This window comes from Flavobacterium xanthum (assembly GCF_900142695.1).
Taxonomy (GTDB): domain Bacteria; phylum Bacteroidota; class Bacteroidia; order Flavobacteriales; family Flavobacteriaceae; genus Flavobacterium; species Flavobacterium xanthum.
On the sequence record NZ_FRBU01000004.1, the window covers coordinates 1 to 12591 of the forward strand.

Genomic DNA, 12591 nt, shown 5'->3' on the forward strand with positions numbered 1-12591 from the left:
CTCTTCTTGTTCTTGACATAATTCTGCTAATTTAAGGTTTTTAATCCTATCTTAAATTCACACAAAAAGTTGTACGTTTTTTGGGGAGCAGCATACTTTCATAAATCCAATGTCCTAGACTATAAAGCGATAGCACAACAAAAATGGGAATGAGCACAATCGCAAAAATGTTTTTAAGTTTTATAAATTTATTTACATCTAACGTTTTTTGAATTTTAGATTGGTTGATCTCATTTTTTCTGTTGAGGTTGTAAAAAACAAAAATTAAGAAGAATAAAAGTATAGTTGCTATAATGTCAAGCGTAAAATTCACATTCGTTTTTACAGTGAACCAGCTGGAGTTAATTTCTAATTTAGTTAAGTCTTTAAATATTCTACGAATAATAATTAATGTTATAATTTCATATTGTTTGCCTATATAGATTGTTGTTGATTTAGGTAAATAATAGACTAAAAGATACACTTCGTATATCAATATAAAGGAAAAAGGAGTATAAATGGCAGAGATTGGATTACTCAACAATTTCGAATAATCATTGACCAAAATAATTTCAAGATCAACCAATGCTATAACTAGCAAATGAAGTAAATAGCTAATTATAGCTACAGAGATAAAAAACTTTTCGGTTGTTTTCTTTGTCTTTTCAGATAAAAGAGCGGTATATAAAAAGCTAAACAATGATTTGGTTTCTGTCATTTGAGTTATATATATAGTAAACGTAATCAAAAAAGCCTGAAACTCATTTGAATTTCAGGCTTTTAACTTTCGTTTAAGCGTCTTTTAGCCATTAAATATCATCAAAATCGATATCCGTAAAACTAGATGTTTGTGGTAGGATCTCATCATCTGATTTTTCAGAGGCATATTCTTTTTTGAAATCTTTTTGGTGTCTTTCTGAAATTACCTCTTCGCCTTTATGGTTCAAAACGTAAGAAGTCATATCTCCTAAAATCTCAGCAAAAGCAGCAAAATCCTCCTTGTATAAATAGATTTTATGTTTTTTGAAGTGGAATGATCCATCTTCCTCAGTAAATTTCTTGCTTTCGGTAATGGTAATGTAATAATCATCTGCTTTTGTAGCTCTCACATCAAAGAAATAGGTTCTTCGTCCAGCTCGTAAAACTTTAGAAAATATCTCTTCTTTTTCTAACATGTCATGTTCTCTCATAATCCTTTCTGTCAATTTATGGTTGTTAACTAGTTTCCAAAAATCTATAAAAAATATGTATTACACAACAATTAAAGCATTTCTTTTTCTGAAAGTTGTTTCAAGTACAAAGCGGCGTAATATCCTTCCTGATTTATCAATTGATTATGAGAACCTTGTTGTATAATTTGGCCTTTGTCAATGATAATAATTCGGTCTGCGTTTTTAGCCGAAGAAACGCGATGACTAACAATAATAGTTGTTTTGTCTTTGCATATTTCATGCAAGTTGTTTAGTATCTCTTCTTCGGTTTGGGTATCCACAGCGGATAAGCAATCGTCAAATAGCAAAATCGGAGGATTCTTAATGATGGCTCTCGCAATAGAAACTCTTTGCTTTTGACCGCCAGAAAGGGTAATTCCCCTTTCGCCCAAAACTGTTTCGTATTGTTTACTGAAGCCCATTATATTATCATGAACAACAGCACTTTTAGCAGCAGATTTTACTTCTTCTTCTGTAGCATTTTCTTTTCCGAACATAATATTGTTCTTGATACTGTCTGAAAATAAAAAGGCATCTTGCGGTACAATCCCAATACTGTTGCGTAAATCAAAAAGATTGATGGTGCTTATTTCATTTTTATCAATATTTATTTTTCCTTCTGAAACATCGTACATTCTTGAAATTAGGGATAAAATGGTAGATTTTCCTGAACCTGTTTTGCCTAGGATAGCTAAAGTTTCTCCCTTTTGTACGGTGAAAGATATGTTTTGAAGCGCTTTGATATTGGTGTCTTCATAGGTGTAACTTACATTTTCAAAAGAAATAGTTCCTTCTATTACCGATTTGTTTTCGTTTTTATTTTTTATTTCTGGTTCTATTTTTAGAAATTCATTAAGCCTTTTCTGCGACGCTTCTGCTTCTTGAACCATAGACGAAACCCAACCTAATGATGCTACAGGCCAAGTAAGCATATTGACATACAATATAAATTCAGCGATGGTTCCAATGCTTTTAATGGTGCCATCGATATACATTAAACCACCAAAATAAATGACCACTAAGTTACTGATTCCTATTAGAGCCAACATTAATGGACCAAATAAAGACTGTACTTTGGCCAAATTCAAGCTTTTACTTTTGCTTTCATTCGCTAAATTAACCATGTTGTTTTGATGTTGATCCTCCAAAGAATACGCTTTTATCACGCGGATTCCAGAGAATATTTCTTGTGAAAAACTGGAAACTTTGGATAAATATTGTTGAAAAATGGTGCTTCGTACATTGATTTCTGAACTTAACTTGAAAATAGCATACGATAAAAGCGGTAAGGGCAAGAGTGTGTACAATGTTAATGTAGGCGAGACATTATACATGTAAACAATAACAATAGCAAAACGGATAACCGTGTTTATGGTATACATTACTGCTGGACCAACGTACATTCTCACTTTTGAAACGTCTTCGCTGATTCGGTTCATTAAATCTCCTGTCCGATTTTGCTTGTAAAAATTTTGAGAAAGATTTTCATATTGGCGGAATACTTCGTTTTTTAGGTCAAATTCAATATGGCGCGACATCACAATTAGAGTTTGTCGCATCAAAAAAGTAAGGAAACCCGCAATGATCGTTGTGGCAATAATCAGTAAAATATTCGAAATTAATTCTTGATGAATCACGGATTTAGCAACGGTTTTGTCTTTGGCGAAAGCTTCAATAACCTTAAATGATTTGCTGATCAACTTAGGAGTGAACAACATAAAAATCTGAGCTATAATCGTAAAAACGATTCCGAGTAGAAAACTGTATTTGTATTTGACGAAGTATTTGTTTAAATAACGTAATTCTTTCATTTTTTTAATATATTCTGTGTTGAAATGATTTTATTTTTAGGATAAAATTTTATTTTTAATAATTTAAAGGCTTAACTTTTACTTGTAAATCTTGCTAATTTGGTGATTTTTTAACAAAGCATTCATATATGTTTATATTTTGTGTAAATTTGGATTGTCTTTTTGACAAATTCATAATTTATCACTATTAAAACTTACACTATGAATGCAGCTTTCACAACTGGCAAGGAACTTCAAAAAATGGATCCCGTTTTTGGCCAATTATCATTTGATGATCACGAACAAATTGTATTTTGCAACGACAAAGATACAGGTTTAAAAGCAATTATTGGTATTCATAATTCGGTTATGGGTCCTGCTTTAGGAGGAACACGAATGTATAATTACGCAAACGAATGGGAAGCATTAAATGATGTTTTGCGTCTGTCACGGGGAATGACTTTTAAGGCAGCAATCACAGGATTGAATATTGGTGGAGGTAAAGCAGTTATTATTGGTGATGCCAAAACACAGAAAACACCAGAGTTGATGCGTAAGTTTGGTGAATTTGTACATTCTTTAAGCGGAAGATATATTACTGCTGAGGATGTAGGAATGGAAACCGCAGATATGGATATCGTTAGAGATGTAACACCTTATGTTACCGGAATTTCTGAATCTAGAGGTGGTTCTGGAAATCCATCTCCAATTACGGCTTATGGAGTGTATTTAGGAATGAAAGCAGCTGCTAAACAACAATTTGGTTCGGATGTTTTAAGCGGTAAGAAAGTATTGGTTCAAGGAATTGGTCACGTTGGTGAAACTTTAGTTGATTATTTAACCAAAGAAGGAGCAATCGTTACTATTGCTGATATCAATGAAGAAAAATTGAATGAAGTAGGAACGAAGTACAATGCAGAAATTTTCAGAGGGGAAGATTTATATACTGCAGATGTAGATATTTATGCGCCTTGTGCCATGGGAGCCACGTTAAATGACGCTACTGTATATAAAATTAAAGCAAAAGTTATTGCTGGTGCAGCTAACAATCAGTTGGCAGACGAAAATGTGCATGGAGCAATCCTGCAAGAAAGAGGCATTTTATATGCTCCTGATTTCTTAATTAATGCGGGTGGAATTATTAATGTTTATGCGGAATTAGCACATTATGACAAAGCTGAAATTATGCGTAAGACGGAAAATATTTATAACACAACTCTAGAGATATTTGATTTTGCTCTTGCTAATAAAATCACACCGCACCACGCCGCTTTGACGATTGCTCAAAATCGAATCAATCAAAGAAAATTGGAGAATAGCAAAAAGTAATTTTAACTGTTCCATAATCCGTATTCAGTGTTCATTTCGTCTTGATCGATGCATACGGATTATGGAATACTTTTAAAATAAGCGATTATATATTTTATTTTAAAAAAGTAAAGACTTATTTTTGCAGGCTAATTAATAAAAGTTCTTACAAGGTGGTAAATAGAAGACACATTCGCGTTAAAGTCATGCAATCCATTTATGCGATGCATCAAAGCGGTTCAGATAATTTAGAAAAAGAAGAGAAATTTCTTTTTTACAGTATCGACAATATTCAAGATTTATACCTAATCATGCTTTCTTCGCTGATTGAGATTTGTAAAACAGAAACAATCTTTTTGGATAAATCAAGTCTAAAGCATCTTGCAACTGCTGAGGAACGTAAGCCCAACGAGAAATTCATTAAAAACATGATTTTTCAAATTCTTTCCGAAAACAACTCATTAAGTATTGCACTGGAAAACCGTAAAATTAATAATTGGACTTTAAACGACGATTATATTTTATTGCTTTTGAATGCGATAAAAGCAAGTAGTTTGTATGCTGATTACATGAGTAATGCAGTAAATACATTTGAAGAAGACCGACAATTTATTGTTGATTTGTTTATGGAGGTTATTGTTCCTAATGAAAAATTATACGACTATTTAGAAGATGATAAGTTGACTTGGGTTGATGATATTCCATTAGTGAATACGCATATCATCAAGCAATTGAAAGCGATTAAACCAGGTGAAGATGACAATTTTAGAGTACCAAAATTGTATAAAGACAATGAAGACAAGGATTTTGTAAAAGACTTGTTTCGAAAAACGGTTTTAAATGAAACTGAATTGGCAAAGGAATATCTAGATAAAACGCCCAACTGGGACAGTGATAGAATTGCTGAAATTGATACGATTATCCTTAAAATGGCAATTTGTGAATTCTTGAAATTCCCGTCCATTCCAATAAAAGTTACTCTTAATGAATATTTAGAAGTCGCTAAGGAATATTCTACACCAAAAAGTAGTATTTTTATCAATGGAATTTTAGATAATTTAGTAAAAGAGCTGCAAACCAACAAGAGAATCATCAAAGCTGGTCGTGGTTTAATGTAATAATTAACAAATAAAAAGAGAATTAAAATTATGGAACAATTAACTCAATTTGCACCGTATATATTAATGTTTGTGGTGATCTATTTCTTTATGATCAGACCACAACAAAAAAGAGCTAAAAACGAAAAAGAATTTGAAAGTACGTTAAAAGTAGGTGATAAAATCATTACTAAAAGCGGTCTTCACGGAAAAGTTTCGGAATTAGCGGATACAACTGTTGTTGTAGAAACGATGTCAGGAAAATTAAAAATGGAGCGCTCTGCAATCTCTATGGAAATGAGTGCTGCATTGAACAAAAAATAATTCACTCCTTCTTATCAATATAAAAGTCCCAATCCGATTTTCGGTTTGGGACTTTTTTTATGTAAAAAACAATCCTATTATTTCTTATTCTTTTTATTCTTCTTTGCTTTTTTAGATTTTGCCTTGGCTTTTTTTGCTTTTATCTTGGCTTTAACTTTTGCTTTCTTCGCTTTGTCTTTTTTAGCTTTTTTTGCCTTTTTAGCTTTTGCTTTCGCTTTTTCTTTTGCATCGGCTTTTTTAGCCTTTTTCTTGTCTTTGTCTTTCATTTTCACTGTCTTTTTAGTGGTTTTTTTCTTGTCTTTTTTTTCTGCTACAACAGGAGTACTAGTGTCGCTTTCAACCGCGATAGTTATCGTTTCTTCAATAATTTCTGTTGTGATGGTCTCGTCTACAGGTTCTATAATCGCTACAGGCTCGTCTTTAACTTTGATTACGGGTGTTCTTTTGGCTCTAACCGGCTTTTTAATCTCCGGTTTTGATTCAGCCGGCTTTGTTGTTTCCTCTTCGTTTTGTTGTGTCATAGTTTATATTGTTAGTTTACTACTTGTTTTAATTACATTCTATATTCTGAATAATGTTATTAAATTGTTGTGTTATTGTAAGTAAATATAGTGATTTAAAACATAATGCAATGTTAAGCTTTTCATAGAATAGCTTTTTTTTATTTCAGTAAATCAATTATTTTCGAAACAATGGCATCTGAATTAAAAGTGTAAAACAAGGTTTTAATTTTGTTTTTCAAATAAAAATCGATCAAACTTATGGCCGCACGTTGGCTTATTAAAACAATAAAACCCCAAATCTGAATTTCAGAAATGGGGCTTTATTTTTACAGTAATAATCATTTAAACCTATGTTTTTCAGTAACACTGGAGGTAAACAAGTAATAATTTTATACGATCAACAGGTTAACTAGTTGTATTCCAATATTTTATTTTCTTGCACTATTTTCTATAGCGGTTAATTCAGCTATTTTAACGATTACTTCTACTGCTTTTTGCATGCTTTCTGCAGGAACATATTCGTATTTTCCGTGAAAATTATGGCCACCTGCAAAAATATTAGGGCATGGTAATCCTTTATATGATAACTGAGAACCGTCTGTTCCACCACGAATAGGTTTAATTAATGGTTTTATTCCAATTTCTTTCATTGCTTGTTCAGCAATATCCACAATATGTTTCACAGGTAAAACCTTTTCTTTCATGTTGTAATATTGATCCTTTATTTCGGCTGTAACGATATCTTCACCAAACTGTTTAGCAAATTTCTTATTTATTTTTTTAGTTATTTTTTCTATTAGCTCTTTACGCTTTTCAAATTTTTTCTTGTTGTGATCGCGAATGATTAATTCCAAAACGGTTTCTTCGATACTTCCTGTTAAGTGATGAACGTGAAAAAAACCTTCATATCCTTTTGTTTCTTGTGGAGTCTCTCCATGAGGAAGTTCATTGATGAAATCATTAGCGATCAGCATGGAATTGATCATTTTACCTTTGGCATAGCCAGGATGCACGCTTTTTCCTTTGAAAGTTATTTTGGCGCCAGCTGCATTAAAATTTTCGTATTCTAGTTCCCCAACTTGGCTACCATCCATAGTATAGGCCCAATCAGCTCCAAATTTATCTACATCAAAATGATGGGCACCGCGGCCAATTTCTTCATCTGGTGTAAAGCCAACTCTAATTTTTCCGTGTTTGATTTCTGGATTATTAATAAGAAATTCCATTGCCGTAACAATTTCTGTAATACCGGCTTTATCATCGGCACCTAATAATGTAGTTCCGTCAGTGGTAATCAACGTTTGTCCTTTGTAAAGCAATAAATCTTTGAAATAACTAGGCGATAAAACAATATTTTTATCGGCATTTAATACGATGTCTTTACCATCGTAATTTGGTACAATTTGTGGTTTTATATTGGCTCCGCAAAAATCAGGTGACGTGTCAAAATGAGAAATAAATCCAATCGTTGGTACCTCGTGCTCCACATTACTTGGTAGTGTAGCCATGATATAAGATTTATCATCTATTGAAACGTCTTGCATTCCAATATTTTTCAATTCCTCAACTAGTTTATGAGCTAAATCCCATTGTTTTTTGGTACTTGGAGTTGTTTCTGAATTCGCATCGGATTCCGTATCTATAATTACGTAACTGATGAAACGATCGATGATATGTTGCATGGATTTTTATATGTTTAATTCAAGCAAATATATAAAAATGGAAAGGATAAGAATGTTTAAAAAAGTATAATTTATTAATTGTTTCCAAACATATTATAGGGATCGTAGGGAGAGGCGCTCACTTCTATAGTATCGATCGTGCCATTTTGATCGATGTCATTTTCAAAAGAAAAAGTAAAATTAGTAGCTGTTAATGCGATCACTTTGTAAGTCAAAACAACTTGATTTCCGATATAGAAATAGAGTGTATCCTTTTTTATTTTCCAGTCCAATGTAGCACTGTTGTTCGTGCAATAATCATTTGTAAAAGTGGTTTCAATAAATTGATAAGCTTGTCCCGGTCTATTTAGAAAACCAAAAAAATCATTATTACAATTTGGGTTATGCTCGTAATTATAATAGGTTCCGTTTATTTTCAAAACGTCATACCGCCACCCTTTTAATAGTAAATTGACATTGAATGTAGGTTGGTCAATTGATCCTATTTCTTCATCGTCATTTGAGCAAGAAATAGTAAACAGAATTAGCGCAAGCAAAATTATTTTTTTCAAGTGATTTATTTTTGTGGTGATTGTACAAAAATAGCTTTTATTGTAAGTAATTGTTCAAATGTATGTAGCAAAACAGCAACTATTTTATATTTTTGCACCACACAACTAACTACTCATGTATAAATTACTGATTCGCCCCATACTTTTTAGCTTTGATCCTGAAAAAGTGCACTATTTTACTTTTTCATTGATTCGCTTTGTATCAAAAATACCAGGTTTTCCAGCACTTTTTAAATCTCTTTATGAAGTAAAGGATTCTCGATTAGAAACGGAAGTTTTTGGATTAAAATTTAAAAATCCAGTAGGATTAGCGGCAGGTTTTGATAAAGACGCAAAATTGTATAAAGAACTATCGAATTTTGGTTTTGGTTTTATCGAAATAGGAACACTCACGCCAAAAGGACAAGAGGGAAACCCTAAGAAACGCTTGTTCCGTCTAAGAGAAGATAATGCAATCATCAATAGAATGGGGTTTAATAATGGAGGTGTTCATGACGCGGTGGCACTTTTAAAGAAAAATAAAGGCGTTTTAATAGGCGGGAATATTGGAAAAAACAAACTGACGCCAAATGAGGAAGCCACGTCAGATTACGAAATTTGTTTTGAGGCGTTGTATGATTATGTGGATTATTTTGTAGTAAATGTAAGTTCGCCTAATACACCAAATCTGCGTGCTTTGCAGGATAAAGAACCGCTGACACAGTTGTTGCAAACACTACAAAATAAGAATTTGGCAAAGCCAAAACAAAAGCCAATACTGCTGAAAATCGCACCTGATTTAACCGATGGCCAGTTATTAGATATTATTGATATCGTAAATGAAACTAAAATAGCAGGCGTTATCGCTACCAACACAACTATTTCCAGAGAAGGTCTACAGTCTGAAAATAAAGTAGAAATGGGCGGATTGTCAGGGAAGCCGTTAGCAAAACGTTCGACTGAAGTGATTCGGTTTTTGTCCGAAAAAAGTAATAAATCTTTTCCAATAATTGGAGTAGGAGGCGTTCATTCTGCGGCTGATGCCTTAGAGAAATTAGATGCTGGAGCAAGTTTAGTACAATTGTATACTGGTTTTATTTATGAAGGACCCGCTTTGGTGAAAGCCATAAATAAAGAAATTTTAAAAAGACTGTAGTTTTTAAAATGTAGAAAAATACAGCTAAATATTAATTTGCTAATATTTAAAAACCTTAATTTTAAATTCCTAATTGTTTTTCTATCTTTGGCTGTCTATGGAAGCAATAAAAATTATAGAATGTCCACGTGATGCCATGCAAGGCATTAAACCATTTATTCCTACGAAAAAAAAAGTGGCTTATATTCAGTCTTTGTTGCGTGTAGGTTTTGACAGTATTGATTTTGGGAGTTTTGTTTCGCCTAAAGCGATTCCGCAAATGCTAGATACAGCCGAAGTTTTGGCACAACTTGATTTGTCTCAAACCCAAAGCAAATTACTAGCAATTATTGCTAATACTCAAGGTGCAACACTAGCCTCTGTTCATCCCGAAATACAATATCTAGGTTTTCCATTTTCGATTTCTGAAAATTTCCAAATGCGGAATACGCACAAAACTATAGCCGAATCATTAATCACTCTTCAGGAGATCCTTGAAATTGCTGATAAAAGTAATAAAGAAGTAGTGGCTTATTTATCGATGGGTTTTGGTAATCCGTATGGAGATCCATGGAATATGGAAATTGTTGGGGAGTGGACCCGGAAATTAGCAGCCATGGGTGTTAAGATACTGTCACTCTCGGATACAGTGGGAAGTTCCACTCCTGAGGTAATCTCGTACTTGTTTTCCAATTTAATTCCGAAGTATCCCGAAATAGAATTTGGAGCTCATTTACACACAACACCAGATAAATGGTTTGAGAAAATTGATGCAGCTTATAAAGCGGGATGCCGTCGTTTTGATGGCGCTATCCAGGGTTTTGGTGGCTGTCCAATGGCGACTGATGATCTCACTGGTAATATGCCGACGGAGAAATTGTTGTCCTATTTTACTGCACAAAAGGAATTTACTAATTTGAGTCCAATGAGTTTTGAAAGTGCTTACAATGAAGCTTCTAAATTGTTTGGAGAATATCATTAAAATTAACATCCTGTTATTTACAAACATCAATTACTTCAGAAATAATAAATTTAGGATTGGTTCGTTAGTTATACTGTTCTCTAAATTTTACCATTAAATTACCTTAGTATGAAATTTCGGACTCTCAATAGATTTTTAGGAATACTACTGTCGTTTTTTTTATTTTCCTGCGCAAGTGATTTGGATTTCAATCAGGTGAATGATGTAAAAATAGAACCGGTAGTGGTGACTAATTTAGCTTATTTTGATGTACTTGCAAATCAATTTGTTACCAATGGAGTAGAGCAAAATGTAATTTTTGATGCACCAACGGTTGATATATTTAATGGCTCTTTCTTTAGACAGCGATTAAAAAAAGTGGAACTTTTCTTTGAAATGGAAAACACAATAAATAGAGGGTATTCAGTAGATTTAGTATTTTTAGATAGAAATAATCAACCTGTTCACGCTATTAATCTGGCTATTCCGCCGTACTTAGGTGTAGAAAATAAAGTGACCAAAACGGAAGTGTTTGAAAATACTCAATTAGATCTTTTAAAAAGAACTACAAGAATTGCGTTCACAATGACCATGTTGCCGGGTGCTGCATTAAGCGAAAGTAGTATAGGAAGTTTGAAATTGCGTTCAGGTGTAACCGCTTATTTAGTAGTAGAATGAAAAAAATAGTGTGGGTTTTAGTTCTAATGCTAGCGATAAATTGCTTTTCACAAAACAAACAAATATTATATAATTTTACATCGGTTCCGCAGTCATTACTGACTAATCCTGGTGCTGATTTTAAATACAATTTTTATTTTGGCATTCCTCTCTTGTCTGGAATTTCTGCAAATGTAGGTTCTAGTGGATTTTCAGCTTATGATTTATTTGCCGATAATGGTATCGATTTTAATGTAAAACTGCGGAATGTTGTGTTTTCTACTACAAGAAAAGACAGGCTGGCGATAAACGAGCAAATAGAAGTTTTTAACGGTGGTTTTAAAATTGCTGGAGAACAAAGTGATTCCTATATTTCGTTTGGTATGTATCAGGAATTCGATGCGTTGAGTTATGTTCCTAAAGATTTAGCCATTTTAGCTTTAGACGGGAACAGAGACTATTTGGGTAAAGTTTTTGATTTAGGAGATTTAAATGTAAAAGCTGAAATGCTATCCGTTTTTCATGTTGGATTCCACAAGAACATTAATAAAAACTTTATTTTAGGTGTACGGGGAAAGATTTATTCTAGTATTTATAATGTTAGTTCTACAAATAACTCGGGTTATATTTACACTAATCCATCTTCAGCCGGAGTCTACGAACAGATGATTTATTCTCAACTGCAACTTAATACATCAGGCATCGCAAAATATGATGACGAGAATTATGAACCTAATGTAGTAAAAGATATCACCAAAAGGGCTTTTTTAGGTGGTAATTTAGGGTTGGGATTTGATGCTGGTTTTACCTATTATCCAAAGAAAAATGTACAGCTAACTGCAAGTATGATAGACGTTGGTTTTATTAAGCACAACAAAGAAGTGGAAAGTTTAACTTATAAAGGAACCTATGAATACAAGGGAGTAATTCCAAAATTCAGTTCTGGAGAATCGGTTGAAAATGGATTTCAAGATTTTAAGGACGCTATTCCTTTGGACACCTTATACGCAGCTTATACAACTTGGCGCCCGGCTAAATTCAATTCTTCCGTTCAGTTTTCATTTGATGAAGAAAGACCAGAAGAGTGTAATTGTTTAGATTATAATCCGGAAACTATTTATAAAAGCGCGATAGGTGCTCAGCTCTTTGTGATGACTACGCCAAGAACGCCATTGGTTGCCTTTACCACTTTTTACAGAAGAAAAATTTTCAAGTCATTGCAAATGAAAGCAACATATACTTTGGATTCGTATTCATACAATAACATAGGTTTGGGATTATCTAGCACTTTTGGCCCTGTAAATTTCTATGTTCTTGCTGACAATCTTTTGGAATACAGAGATATTACCAAAGCAAACAGTCTTTCTTTTCAACTGGGACTAAATGTTATCTTTAAGAATAGAAAAAAATAAAT

13 protein-coding genes are annotated in these 12591 nt (G+C 33.0%); 7 read left to right on the top strand and 6 right to left on the bottom strand.

What is annotated here, in order from left to right; all coding sequences use genetic code 11:
- Positions 1-46: 46 nt before the first annotated feature.
- The 3 genes from BUC11_RS02525 to BUC11_RS02535 all read right to left on the bottom strand — a co-directional run bounded on the left by BUC11_RS02525 (position 47) and on the right by BUC11_RS02535 (position 3001).
- Complete coding sequence (locus tag BUC11_RS02525) at positions 47-697, bottom strand: hypothetical protein (protein WP_073351590.1); 651 nt, start codon at positions 695-697, stop codon at positions 47-49.
- Between the two features lie 91 nt (positions 698-788).
- Positions 789-1169 (bottom strand): PUR family DNA/RNA-binding protein, encoded by a 381-nt coding sequence (locus tag BUC11_RS02530; RefSeq protein WP_073351593.1) that lies wholly within the window; start codon positions 1167-1169, stop codon positions 789-791.
- A gap of 71 nt (positions 1170-1240) precedes the next feature.
- Positions 1241-3001, bottom strand: a complete 1761-nt coding sequence (locus BUC11_RS02535; protein ID WP_073351595.1) for an ABC transporter ATP-binding protein — start codon at positions 2999-3001, stop codon at positions 1241-1243.
- Between the two features lie 201 nt (positions 3002-3202).
- On the opposite strand from BUC11_RS02535, the gene BUC11_RS02540 reads away from it, so the two are divergent.
- The 3 genes from BUC11_RS02540 (at position 3203) to yajC (ending at position 5709) form a co-directional block, all read left to right on the top strand.
- Entirely contained in the window at positions 3203-4309 is a 1107-nt protein-coding gene (locus BUC11_RS02540; RefSeq protein ID WP_073351597.1) for a Glu/Leu/Phe/Val family dehydrogenase, read from the top strand.
- A 185-nt stretch (positions 4310-4494) separates the two neighbouring features.
- On the top strand, positions 4495-5406 hold the full coding sequence (gene nusB / locus BUC11_RS02545) for a transcription antitermination factor NusB (RefSeq protein ID WP_073351797.1): 912 nt from the start codon (positions 4495-4497) through the stop codon (positions 5404-5406).
- Between the two features lie 30 nt (positions 5407-5436).
- Complete coding sequence (yajC, locus tag BUC11_RS02550) at positions 5437-5709, top strand: preprotein translocase subunit YajC (protein ID WP_073351599.1); 273 nt, start codon at positions 5437-5439, stop codon at positions 5707-5709.
- A 77-nt stretch (positions 5710-5786) separates the two neighbouring features.
- Here yajC and BUC11_RS16730 read toward each other — a convergent pair whose 3' ends face one another.
- The 3 genes from BUC11_RS16730 to BUC11_RS02565 form a co-directional block, all read right to left on the bottom strand.
- On the bottom strand, positions 5787-6230 hold the full coding sequence (locus BUC11_RS16730) for a hypothetical protein (protein WP_139259414.1): 444 nt from the start codon (positions 6228-6230) through the stop codon (positions 5787-5789).
- Positions 6231-6640: 410 nt separating this feature from the next.
- Entirely contained in the window at positions 6641-7894 is a 1254-nt protein-coding gene (gene pepT, locus BUC11_RS02560; RefSeq protein ID WP_073351602.1) for a peptidase T, read from the bottom strand.
- Positions 7895-7968: 74 nt separating this feature from the next.
- Positions 7969-8445 (bottom strand): hypothetical protein, encoded by a 477-nt coding sequence (locus tag BUC11_RS02565; protein WP_073351605.1) that lies wholly within the window; start codon positions 8443-8445, stop codon positions 7969-7971.
- A 115-nt stretch (positions 8446-8560) separates the two neighbouring features.
- On the opposite strand from BUC11_RS02565, the gene BUC11_RS02570 reads away from it, so the two are divergent.
- From BUC11_RS02570 to BUC11_RS02585, 4 genes are all read left to right on the top strand, one after another.
- Entirely contained in the window at positions 8561-9580 is a 1020-nt protein-coding gene (locus BUC11_RS02570) for a quinone-dependent dihydroorotate dehydrogenase (protein WP_073351607.1), read from the top strand.
- Between the two features lie 97 nt (positions 9581-9677).
- Positions 9678-10541, top strand: a complete 864-nt coding sequence (locus BUC11_RS02575) for a hydroxymethylglutaryl-CoA lyase (protein ID WP_073351609.1) — start codon at positions 9678-9680, stop codon at positions 10539-10541.
- A 108-nt stretch (positions 10542-10649) separates the two neighbouring features.
- Complete coding sequence (locus tag BUC11_RS02580; protein WP_073351611.1) at positions 10650-11198, top strand: hypothetical protein; 549 nt, start codon at positions 10650-10652, stop codon at positions 11196-11198.
- Complete coding sequence (locus BUC11_RS02585; RefSeq protein WP_073351613.1) at positions 11195-12589, top strand: DUF5723 family protein; 1395 nt, start codon at positions 11195-11197, stop codon at positions 12587-12589. Before BUC11_RS02580 ends, BUC11_RS02585 begins: the two co-directional genes overlap by 4 nt.
- The last annotated feature ends 2 nt before the right edge of the window (positions 12590-12591 follow it).